Below are 26,119 nucleotides of genomic sequence, written 5' to 3' on the forward strand. Positions count from 1 at the left end.
CACATTGGGCAGCCCTGTTTGGATTATAATGATTTGTTTATTCTTATGGGGCATTGTTACATAGCCTCGGCTACTACTTCTTGCACTTCGGGAACCATTCTTTTCAACAGGCCTTCGATGCCCGCCTTTAACGTAAAAGTAGATGATGGACAACCACTACAAGCTCCCCTGAGCTCTACGGTGACCACGCCCTCGTCGAAGGATTTGTAGGCGATGGCCCCACCATCTTGCTCTACGGCAGGGCGTACATAGTCGTGCAGTACCTGTTGGATTTTCACTTCTGTGTCGCTTCCCTCAAAATTGGTGTTATGGTCCACTTCTACCTCCTGAACTTTCAGGTCGGACTCTACGGCGCCTTTTACAAAGTCTTTCAAAAGCGGTTCTATATCTTCCCATTCCACATGCTCGGCCTTGGTGATGGTGACGAAATTACTGGCGAAAAACACCCCATTTACGAAGTTGAACTTAAACAACTCACTGGCAAAGGGTGACGCTGCCGCTTTTTCCTTGCTTGGAAAATCCAAACTGCCATTGACCAACAGCTTGTTGACCAAGAACTTCATGGTTGCCGGATTGGGTGTAGCTTCGGTATATACGTTTATGGTAGCCATTTTAGTTTTCTAATTTAGAATAATTAAAGCAAAAATAAGGAAAAATAACCTTACAAGAGGTCACTCAAACGTCAATTCTAAAATAGATAGGAGATATGAGACATCGGACAACTCATAACTCACAACTATTATATTCCCGTATAGTTCCAAGGACTAATGCCCTTTATTTCTTCCTTGATTTGATCGTCCACATTCAATTGTTCCACAAAACGGGCAATGGTTTCCTTGTTGACCCCTTCATTGGTTCTGGTGAGGTCTTTCAGCGCCTCATAAGGTTTGGGATAACCCTCTCTTCGCAATATGGTTTGGATGGCCTCTGCCACTACGGCCCAGTTCTTTTCGAGATCGGCATGTATGGCCTCTTCGTTCAGGATGAGCTTTTTCAATCCTCGTAAGGAAGATTTGAACGCGATGATGATATGGGCCATAGGCACGCCAATATTTCTGAAAACGGTAGAATCGGTCAAGTCTCGTTGCAGCCTGGATATGGGCAGCTTTGCAGCCAAATGTTCCAGGATGGCATTGGCTATGCCCAAGTTGCCCTCGGCATTCTCAAAATCGATGGGATTCACCTTATGCGGCATGGCCGATGAGCCGATCTGCCCGGCGATGATCTGTTGCTTGAAGTAATCCATGGAGATATAGGTCCATATATCCCGACAGAGGTCTATCAAGATGTTATTGATGCGCTTCAGAGCATCGCACTGCGCTGCAAAATTGTCGTAATGCTCTATCTGCGTAGTGTACTGCGACCTATTGAGACCGAGCGTGTCATTGACAAAGTGATTGGCAAAGGCCACCCAGTCCGTATGGGAATAGGCTACCTGGTGCGCATTGAAATTGCCTGTGGCTCCACCAAATTTGGCGGAATAGGGAACGGACTTCAATTGAGCTAATTGCACCTCAAAACGCTCTATGAAGACCTTGATCTCCTTTCCCAGCTTGGTGGGCGACGCCGGTTGGCCGTGGGTGCGGGCCAGCATGGGAATGTCTTTCCATTGTTGTGCCAGTTCTTTTAATAGGCTCAAAACCTGTTCGAAAGTAGGGATATATTCTTTTTCTATGGCCTCTTTCCAAGAATAGGGAATGGCCGTATTGTTGATGTCCTGGGAGGTAAGCCCAAAATGGATGAACTCCTTAAAAGAGGACAGCCCCAATTGGTCGAATTTTTCCTTGATGAAGTACTCCACCGCCTTTACATCATGGTTGGTAGTTTTCTCTACATCCTTGATACGCTGGGCATCCTCCAGACCAAAATTGGCATAGATGTCTCTCAACGAGGCAAATAAAGCCTTATCGACCATTTTCAGTTGGGGGAGCCCACTTTCGCAAAGTGCAATGAAATATTCGATCTCTATAAATACCCTATACTTGATGAGGGCAGATTCCGAAAAATAGGAAGATAGGGAAGAGGTAGCTTGGTGATAGCGACCATCTACGGGCGATATGGCTGTTAAAGGAGATAAACTCATCGTATGAAAAATGCTTTTTTGTTTTGAAGGCAAAGTTAACCATTTGTGCGAAACCTGTAGATACCCGAGTGCAATTATATACATCCAGTTGAGATGTGACGATTGTCATTTTTATTTCGGGACAATGTCACCCCTTAATAGAGAGAAGACTTACACATTTGACAAGTCTATTTATATTGTTTATGCAGCACTTATTTCATATTCCCGTTCTCGGACTTGCTTTTTCCATAGATACACCATTGGCGGTTGCCAAATATGGCATCACCTCGGTCATTTCCATAGTGGATGATGAATTGATAGAACGCATGCGTGCCTACCATTGCAAAAAGAATGATTTGCTCTATCAACCTATATTGGCAACGGACTACGATAGTAGGGCGGCACGTATTACGGCCTACCTCAACCTATTGCAGGACCTGATAGATCGCCAGGTGGAAAATATGAAAGCAGCACATTTTGGAGATGGGGGCGATCTGGATCGTTATTTTGAACTGCTGCCAAACAATCATGTGCTAAAGGAAAAGTACCATCGTCTTCGTTGTACGGTGAGCATAGACGATCGTCATGCGTTGGAAAGGGAGCTGAAGGGACAAATGGCGGTAGGGGAGATCCAGGCCAATATCATGGCCAAGGTAGACAAGGTGAACGAAAATGCCGAAACTCATGAGGTGATGCCTTTTTCCAGCGATGCCTTGGCGGCCTTGCGTGGCTTTGCCAATAGCAAGGTGTCTTCGGGTCTAGTGCTGTCGGCAGGACTGAATCAGCATCTGTATAGCTATATTGCCACCTTTCCCGATTTCTATCCCGATAGTGAGGGGCAATTGATGAAAAGGATTATCCTCAAGGTAAGCGATTACCGTTCTGCCTATATACAGGCCCGGCTTTTGGCCAAGAAAGGAATTTGGGTGTCGGAGTATCGCATCGAGTCTGGGCTCAATTGCGGTGGGCATGCCTTTGCTACCGACGGTTACCTGCTAGGCCCCATTCTCGAAGAGTTTAGGGACAAGCGGCAAGCCATGTCCCAAGAGCTTTTTGCCATGTATCGACAAGCATTGGTAGCTAAGGGATATGATATAGAGCGCATGCCTCAAACTAGGTATACCGTTCAAGGAGGGATAGGGAATGCCGATGAACAGCGATTTTTACTGGATTACTATCAATTGGACGGAACAGGTTGGGGAAGCCCCTTTTTGCTCGTCCCCGAGGCGACCAACGTAGATGATGATACGCTAAATAGATTGGTAGAGGCACAGGAGCAGGATTTTTATGTGAGCGATGCCTCTCCGTTGGGCATACCGTTCAACAATTTTCGGAAAAGCACTGCCGAAGATTTGCGACTGCAGCGTTTGGCCCAAGGAAAGCCCGGTAATCCGTGTACCAAAAAATATTTGATATCCAATACGGAATACGGTGGTCGGCCTATATGTACTGCCTCGAACAAATATCAATCGCTCAAGATTAAGGAACTGAAGGCTTCCGGATTGAGTTCGCGGGAGTTTAGGTTAGAGGTAGCAAAGTTAACGGAGAAGACCTGTCTTTGTGAAGGACTTTCCAGTGCGGCTTATATAAAGAAAGGTATCCTTGGTCCAAAGGAAAGCAAGGCGGTAGCCATTTGTCCCGGACCCAACTTGGCTTGGTTTTCTGGACCCTATAGCCTGGATGAAATGATAGGACATATCTATGGGCGCATCAACTTGCTGAACGGGAAGAGTAGGCCTAACTTGTTTGTCAATGAGCTATTGCTTTACATTGCCCATTTAAACAAGCACTTGGCACAGGAAAATCCTGTCGATGAACAGAAGCATGCAAAATATATAGCACATTTTAGGGAACAGTTGCTGAACGGAATTGATTATTATAAATCACTATCCAAAAAATTTAAAGCATATCCACTTCTAAATGAAGGTTGGATGTTGCTGGAACTGGCTTCTATAGAAAGTGAGCTTCAAATGTCTGACGAGACGAGGTGAGATAACAAACACCTTTTCAAGGGTCTTTCCTTTGTATTTATCGCAATACTTATTTAAATTAGCTTGTCGTTAAAGACAGTATTGAGTTAACAGAATTATCCGTTTGCCTACACCGGGCGAATGGATGGGGAGAGAATGGGGATTTCTAAGAAATATAATATGCAAAGTTGATGGAACCCTTGAGACCTAATACCTATTATCATATTTACAACCACGCCAATGGCGACGATAATTTGTTTCGCGAACGCAAAAACTACTCGTTTTTCTTGGCAAAGTACGAAAAGCACATCGCGCCAATAGCCGATACAATAGCTTGGTGCCTGATGCCAAACCATTTTCATCTATTGGTGCGGATTAAAAGCGAAGAAGATTTAGCGACAGCTTTTCCAACCTCTTTAGCTTTTCCAAAGTTCCAAACTTTGGAAAAGCTGTCGTCGTCGTCGGAGCTGTCGATTTCCAATTTTCTAAGTAAACAGTTCTCCAATTTCTTTAGTAGCTATACGCAGTCGTTCAATAAAGAATATAAACGTAGAGGCTCTTTGTTCTTGAAAAATTTCAAACGGAAAAAAGCGACAAACGATGCCTATTTGCAGGCACTAGTATTGTATATCCACCTCAACCCTGTAAAGCATGGCTTCACTAGCGGGTTGGACGATTGGGAATGGACTTCTTACCACGATGTACCAAAACGGTTTCCCATATTGGTAACCCATTTTTTCGGAGATGAAGAGCAGTACCAATCGCGGCATCAAGAAAAGATTAGCTTTTTTGCCGAATACCTAAAATTGGAGAATGAACTGACCTAAAACGATAGCCATACTAATAAATAGATCTGGTGTTTACTTTCTTTCTTATTCCGTTGGCAGAGCGTTGATGTCGTCCACTACTTGCTTGAGTATCTCGAGTGAATGCAGCTTGGCCTGTTCGTCGAATATATTTCCCGTCACCATGATCTCGTTCACTTCCGTACTTTCCACAAAGGTGCTCAATTGATTGAAAAGGCTTTCTTTGTTGCCAATGAAAGTGCAGCTGGTCATTTGCTGTACGGCTTGGCGTAGTTCCTCGGGCCAGTGTACGGGATCCATTGCCATACGGGGAGGTTGCAAAGGCTTGCGATTGTTGGTGACGATACCCAAAAATAATTGGTACATACTGGTCGCCAAGAATCGAGCCTCATCATCTGTATCTGCCGCTATGACATTGACACAGGCTAATACCTTTGGTTTATCCAGGTAGGGAGATGGCTTGAAGTTTTGGCGGTACAATTGAATGGCTCGCCTAAATTGTTGCGGAGCAAAGTGCGCTGCAAAGGCATAGGGGAGGCCCATTTCCGCTGCCAGATAGGCACTGTCGGTGCTCGATCCCAAAATCCAAATAGGGATGTTCAACCCTTCGCCTGGAAATGCCCGAACGCGCGCATGCTCATTGGTAGAGCTGAAATAGACCTGTAGGTCTTTGATGTCCGAGGGGAAGCTATAAATGGATTCCACGTTGTTCCTTCTTAGGGCCATTGCGGTAGCCTGATCTGTGCCGGGTGCTCTCCCTAGCCCCAGGTCTATCCTGCCAGGATAGATCGTTTCTAGGGTGCCAAACTGTTCGGCTACCGCCAGCGGCGAGTGATTGGGCAGCATGATACCACCAGAACCTACTCTGAGGGTGCTAGTTTTGCCGGCTACATGGCCTATGAGCACGGCCGTAGCCGAACTGGCGATATTGGGCATATTATGATGCTCGGCCAGCCAGATGCGTTCATAGCCCAATTTTTCGATGTGCTGGGCTACCTTCACGGTACGTGCAATGGCGGCCGCTGCATCGCCTCCTTCAAATATGACAGCTAAATCTAGTGCAGAAACGGAAATTCTATTCATGGTCGCTTATAAAACAGACCCTGCTACTTTTCAAGGCCTGTCTGCAAAGCTAGGAAATGGTGTATTCTCAACTGTGTTTTGAATGTCAAAACATCCAAGGAATACTTTTGTCCTTGCTTCCCACTGCCTTACTCCTCACATAAGTCTTGATTCTTATGTTTGATACAGGTTGAACATTCGTTCCATAAGTTTTGACAAATGTTGCCCTGCTAGCTTATGGCTTTTTCTAACTTTGAGCGATACCGACAAATGCTGTTAAAGCTAATTGATTTTCATTGGAGAAGATCGTTGCCTAGCATAGGTATTTACTGATTATAAGACCAATTACGACATCGATATGAAAGCTTCTACACCCTTGTTAGCCTTTTTTCTTCTATTATATTCCTCATTTGCCATTGCCCAAGTTGAGAAATATCCTTTCGAGGATCATAGTCTAAGCTTTGAGCAACGAGTGGACGATTTGGTAAGTCGCCTGACCCTGGAAGAGAAGGTTTCCCAAATGCTCAATGCGTCTCCCGCTATTCCGAGGTTGGGAATTCCGGCTTATGATTGGTGGAACGAGACTCTGCATGGAGTAGCTAGAACACCTTTTAAGGTGACCGTATACCCACAGGCCATCGCCATGGCTGCTACATTTGACCCAGGCTCGTTGTTCACCATGGCCGACTTTTCTGCCCTTGAAGGAAGGGCTATCTATAATGAGGCGGTGGCAAGCGGTAGAACGAACGAGCGATACCTTGGCCTTACCTACTGGACGCCCAACATCAATATATTCCGCGATCCGCGATGGGGGCGTGGGCAGGAAACCTATGGAGAAGATCCTTACCTTACAGCTCTTTTGGGCGATGCCTTTGTAAGGGGGCTACAGGGCGACGATCCCAAATACCTGAAGGCTGCCGCTTGTGCCAAACACTATGCCGTGCACAGTGGCCCTGAACCACTTCGCCATGTTTTTGATGTAGATGTGAGTGCATACGACCTCTGGGACACCTACCTTCCTGCCTTTGAGAAGCTGGTGGTAGACTCAAAAGTAGCGGGGGTAATGTGTGCCTACAATGCGTTCAGGACACAACCATGCTGTGCAAGTGATATACTGATGACCGATATATTGCGGAAGCAGTGGAACTTTGAGGGCTACGTTACGTCAGATTGCTGGGCCATAGACGATTTTTTTAAAAACCATAAGACCCATCCAGATGCGGCCTCGGCTTCGGCCGATGCGGTATTTCATGGCACGGATATCGATTGCGGCACAGATGCCTACAAAGCTCTTGTGCAGGCTGTAAACGAAGGAAAAATCAGTGAAAGTCAAATTGACGTTTCGGTAAAGCGCCTGTTTATGATCCGTTTCCGGCTAGGAATGTTCGATCCTGTGTCCATGGTCAAATATGCGCAGACACCTGCCTCCGTGCTGGAAAGGGACGAACACCGCGAACATGCGTTGAAAATGGCCCGCAAGTCCATGGTGCTATTGAAAAACGAAGGTCATACCTTGCCTTTGGATAAAGGCCTGAAAAAGATCGTGGTACTGGGGCCGAATGCCGATAATGCCATTGCCGTGTTGGGCAATTATAACGGTATTCCATCCAAGATTACCACTGTACTGCAAGGTATTCAGGAGAAAGTGGGCGAACAGACCGAAGTGGTATATGAGAAAGCCATTAATTTTACCAATGATACCCTTTTGGCTTATGCCGATCTAAGCAAGCAGTATGCTTACGATGGGAAGCAAGGGTTTAAAGCGGAATATTTTGATAATAAGGAGCTGCTGGGTAGTCCCAAATTGGTTCGGTATGAAAGTAGTCTTGACCATCTTTGGCAAGAAGGGGAAACCTTTGGGAATATCCGGGCCAATAACTTTTCTGCTCGCTTTACTACCCATTTTAAGGCGAATGCCGAAGGCTCCCTTACTTTTGAGCTGGAAGCAGATGATGGCTATCGTTTTATCGTCAATGGCGACACCGTGTTGGATGCCTGGTCCCGAAACCGCTGGGGAGCTCGGACTTACGAGCTGAAGGCAAAGAAAGACACTGTTTATCAGCTGGTGGTCGAATACTGGCAAGGAGAGGGGAAAGCAAACGTTAGGCTTAGCGCCGGCAACTACGAACGCACTGATTTTGCCGCTTTGGTGAGTCGCATAGCAGATGCCGATGCGTTTGTGTTTGTGGGAGGCATTTCTCCGCAGTTGGAGGGGGAGGAAATGCAAGTAGATTATCCGGGGTTTGCAGGAGGTGACCGTACCTCTATTTTGATTCCGTCCGTGCAAACCGAATTGATGAAAGCCTTAAAATCAACGGGCAAACCTGTCGTGTTTGTGATGATGACCGGAAGTGCCATTGCCACACCCTGGGAGTCCGAACATATTGACGCTATCCTCAATGCCTGGTACGGTGGACAGGCTGCGGGGACGGCCGTAGCCGATATCCTTTTCGGAGATTACAATCCTGCCGGGCGGTTGCCGGTAACGTTCTATCGGGACGATAGTGATCTCGCTTCTTTTACCGATTATGGTATGGAAAACCGAACCTACCGCTATTTCCACGGGAAGCCTTTATATGGTTTTGGGTATGGATTGAGTTATTCCACTTTTCGATATGATCAGGTGAAAATGCCACCTGTCATAAAGAAAGACGAAGCGGTACAGGTGAGCGTGAACGTATCCAATAGCGGGGCGATGGATGGTGAAGAAGTTGTGCAACTGTACGTGATAAATCGGGAAAAGACGGTAAAAACAGCCCTTAAAGCGTTGAAAGGATTCCAACGGATTAGCCTCAAAGTAGGGGAGAGCAAGGTCGTTCAGTTCATTTTGACACCGAAGGACTTGTCATATGTCGACGTAAATGGGGAAAGTAAGCAACTTACAGGAAAAGTCGAAATATGCGTCGGAGGAAGCCAGCCCGATGAACCCAATCCTACCAGTGGAAACATCGTAAAGGGAAGCGTTTCAATTCAGTGACCTCGTTGTGATGAACCGATCAATATAGTGAACGGAGGTAATGCACAGTACAAAGTCTATATGATGATAAGATTAAATCAAAAGTATATATCAACAGGTTTTCGTTTACTAGTTTGTCTGTCGATGGCTGCACCGCTCCTATCTATTTTTACCGAAGTGCGAGCGCAAAGCGAGCGATATGACGATAGGCCAATTAAGCGAGAACGGATTTTGATAAATGAGAACTGGAAGTTCTATAAATATAGTTCCGCCGAACAGGCAGATAGCCTCATCTATGACGTGCGCCCGGAAGTGGAAGAGGATGTGGACGGCAAGCCGGCCGATGCAAGACCTACCGAAGCGATTGAACTCATTGCGACGAGAACCGTACTGAAACCTTGGATATTACCTACGGGCAATAATTTCATCGAGGACTCTGTCCAATGGCATGTACGGCCGGAGGGTCATCCTGGAAGTGATTTTCCCTTTGTGGAACGCGATTTTGATGATAGCTCATGGAAAAGCGTGAACCTACCGCACGATTGGGCCATCAATGGACCGTTTTACGAGGGTTGGAATACCGAGATAGGGGGTGGTATGGGGCGTCTGCCCATTCAGGGCGTGGCTTGGTATCGTAAGGAATTGGATATTCCCGAGACCGATGCAGGGAAGTCTATCTTTTTGGAGATGGAAGGTGCCATGTCCTATGCCATGGTCTGGCTAAACGGCAAATTGGTCGGCGGTTGGCCATATGGTTATGCTTCTTGGCAGCTCGACCTCACGCCGTATGTTATTCCCGGCACCGTTAATCAACTGGCAATTCGCCTGGACAATCCACCTAGTTCATCACGGTGGTACCCGGGCGGAGGAATTTACCGCAATGTCTGGCTAACGAAAACAGCTCCTGTTCATGTCGCCCAATGGGGTGCCTTCGTACAGACGCACCATGTGTCCAAATCATCTGCCACGGTCGAGTTGCAGGTTACCGTCGATAATCGTTCTGCTGCCAATGGGCATGTGAGCGTTGCTACGGAGATATACTTGTTGGATGCTAACGGGCGGAAAGCGGGCAGTCCCGTTGCACAGATTAATCCTGCAAGCGATAGCGTCGCGGCTTATGCTAGCGCGAGCTTTAATCGCGCTGTATCCATTTCCAATCCCAAATTATGGGGGCCACCGCCCAATCAGGTTCCTGATCGCTATGTGGCGGTAATCCAGGTTTCTTTTAACGGTCGGGTGGTAGATACCTATGAAACGGTGTTCGGGATTCGCGATTTGCATTTCGATCCAGATAAGGGGCTGCTAGTAAATGGTGAGCGCATCCTGATGAAGGGTGTTAACCAACACCACGATTTGGGTGCGCTGGGGGCTGCATTCAATAGGCGTGCTGCCGAACGTCAGCTGGAACTACTTCGTGAAATGGGTTGTAATGCCATTCGCATGGCACATAATCCGCCGGCTCCGGGCCTTCTTGAGTTGACGGACAGTATGGGTTTTCTGGTCATAGACGAAATATTCGACAATTGGGAATTGAAAAAAACACCGCTCGATTTTCACCTTATTTTTCCCGATTGGCATGAACAGGACTTACGCGCACTCGTTCGCAGGGACAGGAACCACCCTTCCGTTATCCTATGGAGTTTTGGAAACGAAGTGGGCGAGCAATATACGGATGAGAAAGGTGCCGAGTTGGCGAGACGACTGCAGACCATCGTAAAAGCGGAAGACGCGACACGTCCTACTACCGTTTCCATGAATTATGCCAAGCCTCACATGCCATTGCCAGCGGTAGTAGACATTATCAGCCTGAACTATCAGGGAGAAGGGATACGCAACGGCCCGGCATATAGTGGCCTTAAGGGGATCAATACGCCTCCTCTCTTTCCCGCATTTCGTGAGCGGTTTCCGGACAAAATGATATTGAGCAGTGAGAACGCCGCTGCCGTAAGCAGTCGCGGAGAATACCTGTTTCCCGTATTTGACGGAAACAGTGCCCCAGTGAAAGATGGGCAAGGTGGAGACCCCGATACACAGCAAGTGAGCGCTTATGAGCTCTATTCGGTAGAGTTTGGCGCAGCTCCCGACAAGGTTTTTGCCACCATGGATGCCCATCCTTATGTAGCCGGTGGATTTGTATGGAGTGGTTGGGATTATCTCGGAGAGCCGACGCCGTATTACCTTTCGCGTAGCTCCTATTTTGGAATTATTGATTTGGCCGGATTTAAAAAAGATCGCTTTTACCTCTATCAGGCATATTGGCGCCCAGATATGCCGATGGCACATATCCTGCCTCACTGGAACTGGCAGGAGCGGGTAGGGCAAGTAACGCCCGTGCATGTGTTCACCTCGGGGGACGAGGTGGAACTGTTCCTGAATGGCGTGTCATTGGGCAGGAAAAAACGAGGAAAACAGGAATACAGACTGCGTTGGGATGATATTAAGTACGCTCCGGGCGAACTAAAGGCGGTGGCCTTTAAAGATGGGAAGCGGTGGGCCGAGGATATTGTAAAAACAACAGGCGCTGCTAGTCAATTGATGCTCCAGGCAGATAGGCCCGTCTTTCTCGCCGATGGAGAAGATCTGGTATTTGTAACGGTAAGCATAGCGGACAAGGACCGACTTACCGTGCCGCGCGCAAAGAACCTTTTACGGTTTTCCATAGATGGTCCTGGTGAGATCGTGGCGACAGATAATGGCGACCCTACGAGCCTGGTATCTTTTTCCTCTCTCGAAAGAGAGGCCTTTAATGGCCTATGTCTGGTCATTGTTCGCGCCAGGCGGGGACAAGAAGGAGCCATCAAGCTCACTGCCGAATCAGCAGGACTAGATAGTGCGACTATTTTGCTGAAAAGTATCCGGGAAGAGTGAGCTAAGTATACTACAAAGGAACGGGTGCACGACAAAAATCCCATTTTAACAAAAAAGCGTCCTTGCGATGATCCGCCAAAGGCGGAGAAGAAGCAACCTGCTTTTTTGTTTGCCAGACTGCTTCTCCGCCATCCGGCAGATCGCAGTGACGGCCGACCGTAAGCAGAAATTTGTCCTGCATCCCAAAGGAACTGCCCTGGCGATAGTTCCTTTGGGCTCCTTTGCAGGTCCCTACAAATAGGGGTCTAAGGTAATGATGTTCCCTTGTTCGTCATAGCTCAACTCCGTGAACTTGATGGAACGCAAGTGCGTTACGCCCTTGGATAGGCTGGAGTCGTGGTAGAACAGGTACCATTTTCCCTGAAATTCTACAATGGAATGGTGGGTGGTCCAGCCGACCACGGGGTTGAGAATTCTGCCCCGGTAAGTGAAGGGACCATAGGGATTATCTCCAGTTGCATAGCAGATGTAGTGCGTGTCTCCCGTGGAATAGGAGAAATAGTACGTGCCCCTGTATTTGTGCATCCAGGAGGCTTCGAAGAATCGCCTGTTATTGTCTCCTGCCAATAGGGGCTGGCCATGCTCGTCCAAGATGCTGATTTCCCTTACTTCCTCCGCAAACTGAAGCATATCGTCGGTCAGCTTCGCTATCTTTGGGCCTAGGGCAGGTTCATGCGCCGACGGCTCTTTGTGGTCTTCGTCGTATCGGTTTTCCCGATAACATTGCAATTGCCCGCCCCAGATGCCGCCGAAGTACATGTAGTGCTCTCCATCATCGTCCTCAAATACGGCTGGGTCTATGGAATAGCTGTTTGCAATAGCCTCAACCTCGGGCGTGAAAGGCCCGTATGGGGCAGTGCCGGTAGCTACACCTATCTGGAAGATACCATCCGGGCGTTTGGCGGGGAAGTACAGGTAATACTTCCCGTTTTTGTAGGCCGCATCAGGTGCCCAGAGCTGTTTTTTTGCCCAGGGTACCTCACTCACATGCAAGGCGATACCGTGATCGACAACCTTGGCTTTAGGATCGGAAAGGGAAAATACATGGTAGTCTTCCATCGCAAAATGATTGCCTAGGTCGTCAAAAGGAATGCCCGCATCGATGTCGTGCGAGGGATAGATATAGATCTTGCCCTCAAAAACGTGTGCCGAGGGATCTGCGGTAAAAATATGGTTTACCAAAGGGGACGATAGGGCTTTTTTGTTCAGTTCGTCAAAGTCAATTTGGTCAATGTGCTCTTCCGGCATAATGGGGTATTTAAAGTGAAAATTAAAAAGTAAAAATTAAAAAAGGAGATATCATATCTCACGTCTATCATTCAATTCCTTTTCTATCAATTGCTCCTTGTTCCTGTCTATTTCGTACCATAGCAAAAGTACGGCACCTATGATGAAGCCGGCAGCAGCGTAGAGGCTCACCGATATCCTGATACCAAAGACTGTGTCGGCCGTCTGTATAGCCGATTCGGCTACATAGCCATAAGACGACAGGATACCTGCCACCAATGCCCCACCGATGCTTAAGCCTACTTTCAGCCCAAAGATCATGGCCGAGAATACGATGGCCGTTGCTCTCCTGTTGTTTTTCCATTCGCTGTAATCGGCCACATCGGCAATCATGGCCCATAACAAAGGTGTGGTGACACCGTAGAAGAGACCTTGCAGCATCTGCGTGAGGAATACGAGGATAATGGATTGGGGTGCATAGAAATAAAAGGCAGCCAAACACAGGGCGGCCAGGAAAAGGAATATACCAAATATGTCCCTTTTTCCGAACCGGTCTGCCAAAGGCTTGGAGAATACGATGCCTACAAGCGTAAAGAGGATGCCACCAGCATTGAACAAACTGAAGGCTGATGTTGCTGCATCTTCCGGCCACTCGAATCCGGCAAATCCCATATGCACCAATAGGCCGTTGAGCTGGGAGATAAAAGCATTAAACCCAATTTGCTCCAAAAAAGTCGATAAACTTGCTTCGTCCAAGTAATATTTGAAGTAATAAATGTACATACCGCCCTTGAGCGATAGGGTGATAAAAACCAAAATGGTGAGAAAGAGCATGATGACCCAAGGGCGGTTTTGGGTCAAATCCTTCAAATCTTGTATGATGCTTGTCTTTTCTGTCTGTGGTGGGCGTACCCGTTCTTTGGTGGTCAGGAAAGTGATGATGAAGCATATTATCCCCGCTATGGCAAATAGGGTCATGACGCTTCTGAACCCTTCGGCCTTATCCCCATCGCCCATGATCAATACCAAGGGGAGCAGGAGTGACTGAATGATGAACTGCGCAATGGTTACCGCCAAGAACCGGTAAGCTGATAGGCTATTGCGCTGCTTCATATCACCAGTGATCACGCCACTCAATGCCGAGTAGGGCAGGTTGTTTGCGGAATAGATCAGTACCAATAGAAAATAGGTGAGCATCGCATAGGCAATCTTGCCACTCATCGCAAAGTTTGGTGTACTGAATGCCAATAGGGCTATAACTCCAAAGGGAACGGACGTCCATAGGATCCAAGGGCGGAATTTTCCCCATCGGGTCTCCGTGCGATCGGCAATGATGCCCATGATGACGTTAAAAAAAGCGCCTACAAAACCTCCTGCAAAGATGATTACGCTTGCCGTTGCTGCCGGTATCCGATATACATCGGTATAGAAGAAAGCTAAAAAAGTCATCAAGGTCTGGAAAATCAAGTTGGCTGCCAGGTCGCCCAGGCTATAGCCAATTTTTTCGATGACCGAAATTTTTTCGTGTTTGGTGCTCATGTATATGGAAGTTTAGGACTGTGTTACTTTGAATGCTCTTTTTTCAGGTCTACGATCCTATGGAATGCGTCTTTGGGCCTGTTACAACGGTCGAATAATAGGGGATAGTTAGTCCTACCTGGTATGGGCCAATCGTTTAACCAAGAATGTCCGTCGTTCACTCCCCAAAAAGTCACCCGGCTAATTTTGTCGCGATGCTTCAAGAATAGGCGGAAGAGCTCTTCATAGGCATCGGCCAGCTTGGTGCTCACCGAATCGGGCAATTGCTTTACGTAAGGATTCATTCTGCTGTTCCCTTCAAACTGCTGGTTCACATCGGCCCCTTGTAGGTTCCATGGGTTAGGCAATACTCCCAGGTCAAGCTCGGTAATGGCTACTTTTAGTCCCATTTTGGCATATTCTACTACGCTCTCTTCAATGGCAATCAATGGCAGGTCGTTTATGTTCCAATGGCCTTGTATGCCTATGCCGTCAATGCGTAATCCTGCTTGTTGGAGTTTTTGTACGAGCTTTATGGCTCCAGCCCGTTTTTTGGGCTGTTCGATATTATAGTCATTGTAGTATAGTTCGGCCTCGGGTGCTGCTTTAGCTGCCAGCTCAAAGGCATCTAAGATATATTGTTCGCCCAAGAGCTGGAAGAAGATAGATTCCCTCCATGAGCCATCCTCGTTCAGCGCCTCGTTTACTACATCCCAACTGTCTACCGACCCAGCATATCGTTCTGCAACAGTGTGGATGTGCTTGTCCATGAACTGCCTGATGGAGTCGACACTTTTAATGGCTTGTACGAAAGGGGGAAGCTGGCTATGCCATATCAATGTATGTCCTACGATGTACATGTTGTTTTTCTGTCCATAGGCCACGAATCTATCGGCCAGGTCAAAGTCAAACTTATCCCATGCTGGGTGTATAACCTCGGTTTTCATGATGTTCTCTGCTGTAATGGCATTGAACTGTTCTTTGATCAGGCTATCGGTTGCGCCGTCATGCTCGTTTATCTGGTCTGCGTTGAGCGCCGTACCTATCAGAAAGTCATCTTCGAAGCTTTCTTTCAAGGAGTCCGTACTTGCCGAGCGTGCGCAACTGAAGTGAGCCGCAATAAGGGCTGCGAGCATCAAGGTCTTGTATAATCGGTTGGTTTTATTGGTCATGGTTCTTTTCTTGTTTACGATTTCTTTACCAGTGCCCCGGCGCATAGGGGAAATGCAGTGAACGATAGTACTCCAAAGTATGTGCTACTTTCTCGTGCTTGGGCAAAATTTCCTGTCCAGAGAAGGTTTGAAAATAGAGCAGGCAGGCGTCTCTCCACCATTTTGCTTCTTTGTACTGTATGGCTAGTAGCATCTGCACCTGTTTGAAGCGCTGGTCATCGATCTTATTTTGCTGCCTATCCCATACCTCCTGCATTGTTTTGACTGACTGCATGCCTGAGTAATAGCTTTCGCAGAGCTTTTCCCAAATGCTATGGCCATCTTTCAGTTGATCATCCCAAGGCAAATGATGAAACCAGAGCAGGTATTCATCTTCGCAAAGGGAAAGATCCTCCCATTTTCTACGTACTTCAGGGTGATATTGACTTAGGGCGTTGCTGCCAGATGTAGTACGGTCAAAACCTATTCCTTGGGTGTCAGCTTTATGGTAGTAGGTGGGATTCCAGTCGGCTCTGGGCAAATCATCGACCCAGGGCGCCGGCCCATAATGGTGCCCGGTTCCCATGAGGTGGTGCAGCCCTATGGGGTTCATGTAATTGACCAAAGCTTCTCGGGAGCCCATCATTATTTGGCACACCTGTTCTACAAAGGAGCTGTCGTTGCTGAAGGTCATTTTCAGCCATTCCTTGGCAATTTCCGAAGCATTGAGGTCATAATCCCAACAAAGCCTGCCAAAGGCATACCAATTGGCCTGGGCAAAAGGATGCCCGCACCAGTTGATGTCATTCCCGATATTGGAAACTCCGGCTATGCCATTGATACGGTGCTTATCTAAGCTGCCGTCGACAATTTTGGCCACAGTACTTCCTTCGCCTTGGGCATAGGTATCGCTGTTTAGGCATTCCTTGAACAAAGGTGCCAGATAGACCAAGTGTGTTGCCTGTCCCAAATATTCTTGCGTAAGTTGGAACTCCATCATCAAGGGTGTTTGGGGCATGGCACCGAACAAAGGATGAAAAGGCTCCCTCGGCATGAAGTCTATGGCGCCATTTTTTACCTGTACCAATACGTTGTCTCGAAATTTACCGTCCAGCGGTACAAACTCGTTATAGGCCTGCTTGTGCCTGTCCTCAAGAGCCTCATGGCTATACACAAAGGCTCTCCACATGACGATGCCCTGATGCGGGGCTAGGACATCGGCCAACATATTGGCACCTTCGGCATGGGTACGGCCATAATCCTGTGGTCCTGGTTGTCCCTCACTATTGGCCTTGACCAGAAATCCGCCAAAGTCTGGAATAAGGGCATAGATTTCATCGGTTTTTTCTTTCCACCATCGTTTTACCTCTTTATTCAATGGATCTGCCGTTTCCAGTCTTCCTATTTCCAAGGGAGCACTAAAACGGGCCGTAAGGTATACCTTGATATGGTAAGGTCTCATAACATCGGCCAAGGCTTTTACCTTTTGCAAATAAGAGGGAGTAAGTGCGGTAGCGCTGGCATTCACATTGGTCAATACCACGCCATTGATACCGATAGAGGCATTTGCTCGTGCATAATCTATGTAACGTTCATCGATATAATCCGGTAGGGTGTGCCAGTCCCAGATGGAAAAGCCAGCATAACCACGTTCTACGGTCCTGTTGAGGTTGTCCCAGTGATTTAGCAACCTCAATTTTACTTTTGGGGATGAAGTTAGATGAAGACGTTCTAGACTTTGCCCTGTCTGTATTAATCGCAACAAATGAAAGGTGGCATACAACAAACCGGCATCTGTAGGTGCCGTGATAACGATTTGTTTTTCTTTCGTGTAGATGGCATATCCGTCCTCTGTTATGCCCTCTAGGGATGTATGTTCGCCTGCGTACAATGATGGTATATCAGACAATTGTCCAATAAGGATTCCAGCGGTAGCTTCCGTTGTGAAATGAGGTATTTTGCCCAACATTTTTCCAATACCTAAGCGCAACTCTGCCCTGATGACATCAAGCGTGGCTGAATTCCCCGGAATATGGATGGAGGATGTAAGCTCTTGATAACGTGTCAATAATTTCTCATCGGACACTTTGGTGTACCTCATCCAGAGTTCATAGCCGTTTTCTGCGCTCGCTACCCTAACCAGTAGGAAGAACGCTAGGAATAGCAGGTATTTTGTGTAATGCATCTCAAAGTTCTAAGTATGGGTTGTCTGTGGATTTTTCTTTAACGAGGATTCGCGAATTATCAGCTCCGAACGTACGATGATGGTCTTCATCTGGGCAATATCCGCAATGCCTTTTAAGTGATTGATCAATGTTCTGGCTGCCACTTCACCTACCTCGTTTCCGGGGTAGTTGATGGTCGATAGTTTAGGTTCAATAAGGTCGCATATGGCGTCATTGTTGAAACCGATTACCGCAATATCTTCCGGAATGCGCCACCCTTTACTTTTAAGTACCTGCATGCACATGGCTGCGGAGAAGTCGTGGCTAAAGAAAATGCCATCTGGGAGCGGCTTCATATCCAGTATTTTTTCCGCGATTTCGGCCCCTTTTCGTTGGGTCAGGTTCTCTTTTATCAATATCAGGTTTTCATTTACTTCCAGACCGTTGTTTTTCAGGGCATCGATATAACCCTGGTATCTCTTAAAATAGACGTTCCTGTTTAGCCCGCCCGTGACCAATGCGATATGCTGACAGCCCTGTTCTACCAAATGGTTAGTGGCTTGATAGCCACATTGGTAATTGTCTATGATGACATTGGTGAAATCACTGCTCTCATCCACCCGGTCGTAGAATATGACCGGAATACCCTTTTCCAAAAAAGGGAGGTAATGGTCCAAGGAAGTGGTATCTATAGCCAAGGATGCCATGAGTCCATCCACTCTTTTGTTGAATAGATTTTGTACGTTGGCTACTTCCTTGTGATAATTCTCCGAGGAGTGGGCTATAATCAGGTCATAACCTTCGGCCGCGGCGATTTTTTCGATGCCTGCCAGCACAGAGGTCATAAAGTGACTATTTAGCTCATGCATAATGATACCTATCGTATGCGTGTTCTTTGCTCTAAGGTTCCGCGCGAAAGAGTTGTGCCGATAGCCAAGCTCCTTGGCGGTGTCTTGTATTTTCTTTCGTGTGTTTTTGTTGATAAGCGGGTTGTCATTCAATGCCCGGCTCACCGTGGCCGAGGAAAGTTGCAGCTTTTCTGCAATATCGTATATGGTTATTTCCTTTTTCTGCTTCATGTTGCTGTAATCGGTTGCATAAAAGTACACAATACTTTTTATCCCTCCTAATAGACTTCTAATGTCGAAATGTGCATACGTACAAATGCTCATGAATACGGATTGGAATATGGGAATTAACCTAATTGCCATATGGCTGCCCAAACCCAAGTTTGGTGTGGGCAGCATATAGATCTTTCCTTGATAGGCCTATTGTGCCTCTTTTAGGGCCTTTACTATCCCGCCGTAGGCAGGCTTCTTGTTGAAATCCTTGTCGTACAGCAATGGCGCATCATTTCCATTTTGGTGGACTACTATCCAGCTTTCTTCGTCATTGACACCCCAAATGGTAATGCCATGGCGCTGTGCAGGCGGTATATGCCTGAGATAAGACGATATGACATAATTGTACATCTGCGCCTGCAAGGTGAAGAGCGATTTTCTGTGACCAACGTCTCCTTGTCGATTGTTTCCGGGATTGAGCCGTACATCCAATTCGGATATTCTGATCTGCAATCCGGTGGCTGCCAGTTTTTTGAACATGGCGTCGATATTGGCATAAGAAGTATTGATGCCGCAATGCATTTGGGTACCTATGCCATGAATAGGCACGTTGGAAGCTTTCAGCCAATCTACCATAGCGATCAGGCTGTCCAATTTTACTGGGCTTGCTTCTAGATTATAGTCGTTGATAAATAGCAAGGCAGTGGGATCTGCTTCATGGGCATAAGTAAATGCATTCTTGACGTAATCCCTGCCCAAATATTGGCCCCAATAAAAGACATCGCTGCTATCTCGGCTGGCGTCAAAAGGTCCAGCACGGAAAGTACCGTTGTCATTGACTGGCTCATTTACCACATCCCAAGCCTGCACATCGGCCTTGAAGTGGTTGACCATACCCTGTACAAAGGTTTTGAGCGCATCGTTCACCCTTGCGGCCGCCTCATCTCCGGTCGATGGCCCTCCAGGGCTGCCGGCCGTCACGCGGACATCGTCCACGAAATACGTATTGGCCTTCAGTCCCATATCGAGGACAATTTGCGTAGCAGACGTATTGGCCTCGAATGTCCAGCTGATCTGCGACCATGTGGTGGGAACGTTCTGATCACCTTGGTAAAGGGCATTTGGTTGGGTAGACATGCGCATGACGCCACCTGGTGATTCTGCCCTTATCTGCAAGGAAACGGTATAGCTTTCACCTACGGTAGTCTGAATGGGATCGCTAGCAATTTGCACTTGCCAATGCTGCCCATCGGCTGCAACAGCTACTTTCATTGCTCTATCCTCATGGTTCACCTCATTTGGCTTGGAGGTGGTAGCCGTAAATGAGGCGGCACCATTTAATTTGTTCCAACTGGTGAAATTGTCTCCGTCACCGCTTTCAAATGACCCATTTGCCAATAGTGGAGCTGGTTCTGCTCCTCCCGGCGCATCGGGGTTTATCACCTGTACGTCGTCTAGGAAAAAGGTGGTACTTGAGCCTCCCATATCAAATGCAAACTGAGTAGCGTCGGTATTGGCCGTAATCTCCCAGGAGATCTGTTGCCATTCCGTACCAATTGCCCAATCGCTGGAATACAATGAATTTGGCGAGGTGGAAACTCGCATGGTGCTGCCCGCGCTTTGGGCTCGGATCCAGAATGTGAGTAGGTATGTTGAACCTACGGTGGTAGGTACGGCAGGGCTAACAAATTGCACGTCCCAGGGGTTGCCTCCCGTAGACACGATCTTTGCACCCCTTGATCCTTGGTTGCGCTCGTTTTCCACGGTGGTAGCGGTGATGTTTGACGCCCCATTCCACTTTTCCCAGCTTGTGAAATCATCTCCCGAGCCTTCCTCAAAACTGCCGTTCTCGAGGAGATTTACTTGGCTGCCGCCATCACCAACGAGGGTTCTCAGGTACCTGCCGTTTTGGTTTTGGTGCCAAGCCAAGGTATGCCCAAACACGGTAAGGCCGGCATTCTTGCTTATAGCGAGCAACTCGTCTGCCCGGGAGAAGTCTAGCATCCCATTGTCGCTTACAACGGCGCCGTGCTTCATGTGGTAGCCGAATGTCACGCTGCTGCCTTCACCGGCAACGGTATTCCGGTAGGTGCTGTTATCCCTCATCCATTCGTAGTCTATGCCAAAGCCGATGGGTATAGCGGTGAGTGATTGCAAAGGCCCCTGTAAATCGGTGTAAATATTTTCCAAGGTACTGTTTGCACCGTTATAAACCTCCATTTTTTTGCAGGAATAACCAATCATCAATCCAGATAACAAGATGATGCCTATATATGTACTTCGTTTCATGATTGTCGTGTTTTTCAAGTGTTCAACCACTGGTTAATATCCCGGATTTTGGTATTTGCCCCTGTCGGGATCGGTGAGGCTATTGAGCTGTCCCTGTGGGATGGGGCGCAATACATGGAAATTCTGTATGTTGGTAGCATCTGGATTATATTGGTTCGCGCGCTCCAGCAACTTGCCGCGCATGGCCAGATCGGGCCATCGTAGGCATTCGCCAACCAGCTCCCTTGTACGCTCATTGAGAATAAAATCGAGGTCGATATCTGTCGCCGTGACCTGCATGGCCGTTCTTCGCGTTGCCAGTTCGCTGGCAGACAATCCCGGACGAAAAGCTGCGCGCCGCCTGATAACGTTGATAAGCGTTACCGCTTCGGATGTATTGCCTGTTTGGAGCGCGGCCTCGGCTGCCAGAAGATAGGTTTCTCCCAGTTTGGCGGCAATGAACGGCCTGCCTGATGCATCCTGAAAATTATTGCGGATGGTATCGTCATATTTTTTCAGGTTGGGAAATATGTGCGTGCCCTGATTGCTCTGGTTATTGTAATACTCACTTGGCGCGAGTATCCGATACGGTTTCAGCTGCGTGTTGCGCTTTAGAGTTGCCTCGGCCTCTGAATTTGCGAGATATAACGCGGTATCGCCTATGGCAAAGCCTATATTCTCCAAGTTGCTGATATATTCCTGCAGCTGTGCATCGGTACGCAAAGTCGCTACCCGCCATAGCCTACGGAAGGAATTGTCATAGCGGCTATCATTGTTTTTCTCTGCAAATGCCACTTCCCATATATATCGGTTGGGAGCAAATTGCCGCAAGGGCCTACCATATTGCAGCGGTCTGTCGTCTATCAAGGTCATGCCATTTACGATAATGGTCCCTTGGTAATTGGCATTAAAGAGGTTGTTGGCAATGTTTGATTTTCCGGCGAAGTCGCTACCGGGATCTGGCGTTTCATTGTTGGCATTGTCCAGAGGTAGGCGCTCCACTGAATAGAGGATCTCCCGGTTATAATCATTGCCCTGCCGGTGTATCTGGCCAAAGTCTTCCAAAAGCTCCACCCCATATCGGCCTTGGTTGTTGATAAGTTCCATGGCGGCTGTGTAGGCGTTGCTGAAGTCGCTCGATTGAGCCGCAGCAGAATAGGCCCTGAAAAGATATACCTTGGAGAGCATGTGTAGGGCAACGGCCTTGGAAAGTCTAAAGGCATTGCCTGGTCTTTGATCGGGCAGGTTTTGGGTGGCGAAGATCAAATCGTCTATCATGGCCTGATAGTCCTTCACTAGTATCTCTTCCGTAGGAAGTCGGTAAAATTCGGTGTTGGCGATGGTGGTAAATTGCAGATCGCCCGATCCCAGGTCTACTGGTACCGCACCGAATTGCTGCACCAGCAACAGGTAATACAATGCCCTGAAAAAATGCGCCTCGGCCTTGATCTCATTCTTGGTACCTTCGTCTACGGGTACATCATCGGCAAAGAGCAATATGGCGTTGCACATGTTGATGTTGCTGTAGTTGCGATTCCAGGGGGTGAGTATGGCACCATTGCTCGGGGTGATGACATACCTGCCTAGTTGATTCATCTGGTCACCGGAGCCCGCTTGAAAAGGTTGATCGCCAAAAGTGTATTCGTCGGTACCTACTACGCCAATGCCCATAGCACCTATGGGGCCGTAGTTATACCGCATGCCGGAATATACCGATACCAGCGCTGCTCTAATGCCCTCTTCGGTCTTGAAATAATCGGTAGTAAAAACCGTGTAAGGCTTTTCCTCCAGTTTATGGGTGCAGCCCACGACTGCCAGCAATATGGCCATGGGTATTATGCAAATGATCTTATTTATAGCTCGTTTCATGTCCGTGTCGTTAAAAGGTTACATTTAGTCCTAATATGAATGTCCGTGTCATAGGAGTGGTGGCGGCGACAGTGAGGGTAGGGTTTTGTCCACCGGAACGGATATTGGGAATATCCCCCACTCCTTGGTAGCCGGTACCCGTAGCTTCGGTGGTGACACCTCCGGCGCGCATATATGGCGAGTACAGCACAAAGGGATTCTGGGCGGTTAGATATACGCGTAAAGACTGTATTCCCATTTTGGTGGCCGTTTTGTTCGGCAATGTATATCCCAAATTGATGCTTCGCACACTAATGAAGGAAGCGTCATAGTAACCTAGGGTAGTCCATGCGTCGCCCCAAGCGCTCATTTCGCGTAAAGGGTATGGAAAGGCATTTGTAGGGTTTTCCGGCGTCCAATAATCGACGGCTAAGCCGTTGCGTCGTCCATCTAGCATGGTGAGGTAACCTGCCCTGGGTTGGTGAAGATTGCTGATGAGCGTACCGCCAATGCGAGCATGGGTTACCGCCGAGAGGTCGAATCCCTTATAGCCAAAGCGGGTAGTGATACCTCCTTGCCATCGGGCTTGACCATCGCCAATGATGGTTCGGTCGTCGTCATTGATCTGCCCGTCGGGCATGCCCGTGAAGACTCCGTTTTCATCCACTCCATTGTTGTCCTCCAATTTGATTTGACCGGGGTAAGCCCCATAGCGGGCGGCTTCTTCGGCCTCGTCGAGTTGCCATATTCCCAACTTGCGCAGGTCGTATATGGCCGTCAATGGATGGCCTACGAACAACTGGCTAGCGATGACTTCTGTCACTTCGCCATTTAGCTTGAGCAGTTTGTTGCGGTTAAAGAAGAAGTTGACATCTGCATCCCAGGTAAAGCCGCCTTCGGACTTCATGATATTGCCGGATAACGAGATTTCCAATCCCTTATTGCTCATGCTGCCTATATTGGTCACATAAGGTGCGCTGATGCCCGATGTAGTGGGGAGATTGATTCCATAGAGCATATCCCAGGTCCTGGCATTGTACCAATCGATACTACCTGTCACCCGGTTGTTGAGCAAGCCGAAATCCACGCCCACGTTGACTGTGCCGGTATATTCCCATCCCAGGTTAGGGTCAACGATGTTTTGCACGAAATATCCTATATAGCTTTCCTCTCCAAAATTGTAACGTACATTGGGGTCACCTGACGACACGCCGCCAAGGGTGCTATACGATGCGATGGATTGATTGGACGTCACGCCATAGCCCACCCGCAGTTTTAGGTCGGATATGGCCGTGACGTCTGCCATGAACGATTCGTTGCTGATGTTCCATCCTGCGGATACGGCGGGGTATTGCGCCCATTTGTTACCTACGGCCAGCCGGGAGGAACCGTCCATCCTGCCAGTTAACGTGACCATGTAACGGTCGTCATAGGAATAATTGGCCCGTAGCATATAGGAGATTAGAGCTGCGGTGGTTTCACCTCCACCCAGTACCGCCTCGGGTGTTACAGCAGACTGACCAAGGTTGTACCATTGTACGAAGTCTGCCGTGATGTTTTCTTTTTGTGCGGAAGAATTGTGCGAATGCATCTCTTGGAAACTATACATACCTGTGAGGTTGAGGCGGTGTTTGTCATTGAAAACCTTATCGTAAGTTAATAGGTTTTCTAGGGTATAGCTGTAGGCCTGTGTATTGTTCACGTAGGCAATGTTATTGATTCCGGGCCTAAAATAACTGTCTGTTCCCCGAAACTGCGCACCTTCTTCCTGTCGATAATCTGCACCTACGTTAAGGCGGTATTTCAGTCCATCGATAATCTGGACCTCGCCGTAAAGGCTGTTGAAAGAGCGGAAGCGCCGCACGCGATCCACCCAACTTCCATCGTTTTCCTTTAGTAGCAAAGGACTGTAGGTCGTTGCCATATCGTCCAGATTGCCCGCTGGGGTACGGTTGATGCTGCCATCGTCGAGGTATGGGGGCATCAAAGGGCTCAAGGACAAGATTGGAAACATATTAATGCCGAATTGCGACCCGTTGGTATTGCCTAAGTTGTTCAAGGAGTTAAGCCCTACCTTAACGCGTTTCCCGATATCGAAGTCGGCCGTGGCGCGTAAGCTATAGCGTCCGAAATCCTGTCCCGGCAATACGGTGGTTTGCTTGAAGTAACCTCCGCCCATGGAAAATCGGGCTTGTTCCCCACCTCCCGATATGCTCACATTGTGGTCGGTCATGTGGCCGTTCTCGTACATCAGATCTTGCCAGTCGATATCGCGGCCTATGGCTATTCCTTCGCGCTCTTGTTGGAGATAGTCTTGGCTCCATGTCGATAAATCGCGCATGGCCCGATATTGATCGGCATTGAAAACAGGGTATTTTTTTGCCACGGCGCTTAGGCCATAATAGCCGTTGTAGGAAAGCTGCGTATTGCCAGACTGCCCACGGCGCGTGGTGATGAGCAGTACTCCATTGGCACCGCGCGATCCGTAAATGGCGGTGGCCGACGCATCCTTGAGCGTCTCAATGGAAACAATATCGGCTGGGTTAATATCATTTAGATTGCCTTCATAGGGTATACCATCCAATACCAGCAAAGGATCGTTTGACCCACTGATGGAACGCTCGCCACGTATACGGATACGTGCTCCAGCACCCGGCAAGGTGCCTATGGATTGCACTTCCAATCCCGCCACCCGGCCTTGTAAGGCTTGCTGGATATTGGCAGTAGGTACTTCTCTAAGGGCATCGCCTTTAATCGAAGCGATAGATCCGGTTACGTCCCGCTTACGTTGCTGGCCATAACCCACTACGATAACCTCATCTAGGCTGCTTATGTCGGGTTGTAGGCTGATAGTGAGCGGTTGGTCTGTCGTACCTACCGTCGTTTCGTAGGGTGTATACCCTATATAGGGTCTGCTGAAAAACTCAATGATTTTTTCAGCAGATTTTTGAGTATTGGGGTATGAGGTTGTAATCTTTGCGCAGATCTACCACATATTTGATTACTATATTGATAATGCAATAAAGTGCTAGCTCGGCCAATTTGACCAAGTTAAGCACCAATACGATGCAGCTAATCCAAGCTTCGCTGGTTCTTGCTAGACGAGCTAAAATGAGATTCATTCCGTAACCAGTCTTTGCTTGACCAAACTTTCCTT

General features: G+C 48.0%; 16 protein-coding genes and 1 pseudogene. 5 read left to right on the forward strand and 12 right to left on the reverse strand.

The features are described 5' to 3' along the window. Positions 1-56: 56 nt before the first annotated feature. Both A37S_RS0114820 and purB read right to left on the reverse strand, forming a co-directional pair. Positions 57-611, reverse strand: a complete 555-nt coding sequence (locus A37S_RS0114820) for a NifU family protein (RefSeq protein WP_028297667.1) — start codon at positions 609-611, stop codon at positions 57-59. A gap of 128 nt (positions 612-739) precedes the next feature. Beyond that, positions 740-2,083, reverse strand: coding sequence for an adenylosuccinate lyase (gene purB / locus A37S_RS0114825; protein ID WP_028297668.1), 1,344 nt, complete (start codon positions 2,081-2,083; stop codon positions 740-742). A gap of 182 nt (positions 2,084-2,265) precedes the next feature. Here purB and A37S_RS0114830 point away from each other — a divergent pair, with 182 nt between their 5' ends. Both A37S_RS0114830 and A37S_RS24855 read left to right on the forward strand, forming a co-directional pair. Continuing rightward, complete coding sequence (locus tag A37S_RS0114830) at positions 2,266-4,053, forward strand: hypothetical protein (RefSeq protein WP_028297669.1); 1,788 nt, start codon at positions 2,266-2,268, stop codon at positions 4,051-4,053. 170 nt (positions 4,054-4,223) lie between these two features. Next, complete coding sequence (locus tag A37S_RS24855) at positions 4,224-4,859, forward strand: hypothetical protein (protein ID WP_051293207.1); 636 nt, start codon at positions 4,224-4,226, stop codon at positions 4,857-4,859. Positions 4,860-4,904: 45 nt separating this feature from the next. Here the strand turns inward: A37S_RS24855 and A37S_RS0114840 are convergent, their stop codons facing one another. After that, positions 4,905-5,921, reverse strand: a complete 1,017-nt coding sequence (locus A37S_RS0114840; protein ID WP_028297670.1) for an LLM class flavin-dependent oxidoreductase — start codon at positions 5,919-5,921, stop codon at positions 4,905-4,907. A 337-nt stretch (positions 5,922-6,258) separates the two neighbouring features. On the opposite strand from A37S_RS0114840, the gene A37S_RS0114845 reads away from it, so the two are divergent. The 3 genes from A37S_RS0114845 (at position 6,259) to A37S_RS27130 (ending at position 11,965) form a co-directional block, all read left to right on the forward strand. Then, entirely contained in the window at positions 6,259-8,877 is a 2,619-nt protein-coding gene (locus A37S_RS0114845) for a glycoside hydrolase family 3 C-terminal domain-containing protein (RefSeq protein WP_036602667.1), read from the forward strand. 60 nt (positions 8,878-8,937) lie between these two features. Next, complete coding sequence (gene galB, locus A37S_RS0114850) at positions 8,938-11,724, forward strand: beta-galactosidase GalB (RefSeq protein WP_036602670.1); 2,787 nt, start codon at positions 8,938-8,940, stop codon at positions 11,722-11,724. A gap of 67 nt (positions 11,725-11,791) precedes the next feature. Further along, the gene (locus A37S_RS27130) at positions 11,792-11,965 is read left to right on the forward strand and encodes a hypothetical protein (protein ID WP_157278691.1); all 174 of its coding nucleotides are present in this window, start codon (positions 11,792-11,794) and stop codon (positions 11,963-11,965) included. Here A37S_RS27130 and A37S_RS0114860 read toward each other — a convergent pair. The 9 genes and pseudogenes from A37S_RS0114860 to A37S_RS28155 form a co-directional block, all read right to left on the reverse strand. Beyond that, positions 11,956-12,972, reverse strand: a complete 1,017-nt coding sequence (locus tag A37S_RS0114860; protein WP_028297673.1) for a glycoside hydrolase family 43 protein — start codon at positions 12,970-12,972, stop codon at positions 11,956-11,958. The two genes, A37S_RS27130 and A37S_RS0114860, sit on opposite strands and share 10 nt — an antisense overlap. A gap of 51 nt (positions 12,973-13,023) precedes the next feature. Next, complete coding sequence (locus A37S_RS0114865; RefSeq protein ID WP_028297674.1) at positions 13,024-14,490, reverse strand: MFS transporter; 1,467 nt, start codon at positions 14,488-14,490, stop codon at positions 13,024-13,026. A gap of 23 nt (positions 14,491-14,513) precedes the next feature. Further along, positions 14,514-15,641 carry an endo-1,4-beta-xylanase gene (locus tag A37S_RS24860; RefSeq protein ID WP_211229798.1) on the reverse strand — a complete coding sequence of 376 codons (1,128 nt, stop codon included), beginning with the start codon at positions 15,639-15,641 and terminating at the stop codon, positions 14,514-14,516. 25 nt (positions 15,642-15,666) lie between these two features. Beyond that, the gene (locus tag A37S_RS0114875) at positions 15,667-17,805 is read right to left on the reverse strand and encodes an alpha-glucuronidase family glycosyl hydrolase (RefSeq protein ID WP_028297675.1); all 2,139 of its coding nucleotides are present in this window, start codon (positions 17,803-17,805) and stop codon (positions 15,667-15,669) included. 9 nt (positions 17,806-17,814) lie between these two features. Beyond that, positions 17,815-18,864, reverse strand: a complete 1,050-nt coding sequence (locus A37S_RS0114880) for a LacI family DNA-binding transcriptional regulator (protein WP_028297676.1) — start codon at positions 18,862-18,864, stop codon at positions 17,815-17,817. Between the two features lie 189 nt (positions 18,865-19,053). Continuing rightward, on the reverse strand, positions 19,054-21,135 hold the full coding sequence (locus A37S_RS0114890) for an endo-1,4-beta-xylanase (protein WP_028297677.1): 2,082 nt from the start codon (positions 21,133-21,135) through the stop codon (positions 19,054-19,056). Between the two features lie 33 nt (positions 21,136-21,168). Next, positions 21,169-22,983, reverse strand: coding sequence for a RagB/SusD family nutrient uptake outer membrane protein (locus A37S_RS0114895; protein WP_084163920.1), 1,815 nt, complete (start codon positions 22,981-22,983; stop codon positions 21,169-21,171). Between the two features lie 10 nt (positions 22,984-22,993). Beyond that, positions 22,994-25,948, reverse strand: coding sequence for a SusC/RagA family TonB-linked outer membrane protein (locus A37S_RS24865; protein WP_084163921.1), 2,955 nt, complete (start codon positions 25,946-25,948; stop codon positions 22,994-22,996). Next, positions 25,899-26,119: pseudogene (locus A37S_RS28155) on the reverse strand (hypothetical protein); the annotation flags it as partial. The gene A37S_RS24865 and the pseudogene A37S_RS28155, both read right to left, overlap by 50 nt.

This window comes from Olivibacter sitiensis DSM 17696 (genome assembly GCF_000427965.1).
GTDB lineage: Bacteria > Bacteroidota > Bacteroidia > Sphingobacteriales > Sphingobacteriaceae > Olivibacter > Olivibacter sitiensis.

Excerpts from the sequence above, each read along its gene's own strand:
- galB (WP_036602670.1), top strand. The coding sequence starts at position 8,938 with ATGATGATAAGATTAAATCAAAAGTATATATCAACAGGTTTTCGTTTA.
- A37S_RS24860 (WP_211229798.1), bottom strand. The coding sequence starts at position 15,641 with ATGACCAATAAAACCAACCGATTATACAAGACCTTGATGCTCGCAGCC.
- A37S_RS0114875 (WP_028297675.1), bottom strand. The coding sequence starts at position 17,805 with ATGCATTACACAAAATACCTGCTATTCCTAGCGTTCTTCCTACTGGTT.
- A37S_RS0114895 (WP_084163920.1), bottom strand. The coding sequence starts at position 22,983 with ATGAAACGAGCTATAAATAAGATCATTTGCATAATACCCATGGCCATA.
- A37S_RS0114820 (WP_028297667.1), bottom strand. The coding sequence starts at position 611 with ATGGCTACCATAAACGTATATACCGAAGCTACACCCAATCCGGCAACC.
- A37S_RS0114840 (WP_028297670.1), bottom strand. The coding sequence starts at position 5,921 with ATGAATAGAATTTCCGTTTCTGCACTAGATTTAGCTGTCATATTTGAA.
- A37S_RS0114845 (WP_036602667.1), top strand. The coding sequence starts at position 6,259 with ATGAAAGCTTCTACACCCTTGTTAGCCTTTTTTCTTCTATTATATTCC.
- A37S_RS24855 (WP_051293207.1), top strand. The coding sequence starts at position 4,224 with ATGGAACCCTTGAGACCTAATACCTATTATCATATTTACAACCACGCC.
- A37S_RS0114880 (WP_028297676.1), bottom strand. The coding sequence starts at position 18,864 with ATGAAGCAGAAAAAGGAAATAACCATATACGATATTGCAGAAAAGCTG.
- purB (WP_028297668.1), bottom strand. The coding sequence starts at position 2,083 with ATGAGTTTATCTCCTTTAACAGCCATATCGCCCGTAGATGGTCGCTAT.
- A37S_RS27130 (WP_157278691.1), top strand. The coding sequence starts at position 11,792 with ATGATCCGCCAAAGGCGGAGAAGAAGCAACCTGCTTTTTTGTTTGCCA.
- A37S_RS0114830 (WP_028297669.1), top strand. The coding sequence starts at position 2,266 with ATGCAGCACTTATTTCATATTCCCGTTCTCGGACTTGCTTTTTCCATA.
- A37S_RS0114860 (WP_028297673.1), bottom strand. The coding sequence starts at position 12,972 with ATGCCGGAAGAGCACATTGACCAAATTGACTTTGACGAACTGAACAAA.
- A37S_RS0114865 (WP_028297674.1), bottom strand. The coding sequence starts at position 14,490 with ATGAGCACCAAACACGAAAAAATTTCGGTCATCGAAAAAATTGGCTAT.
- A37S_RS0114890 (WP_028297677.1), bottom strand. The coding sequence starts at position 21,135 with ATGAAACGAAGTACATATATAGGCATCATCTTGTTATCTGGATTGATG.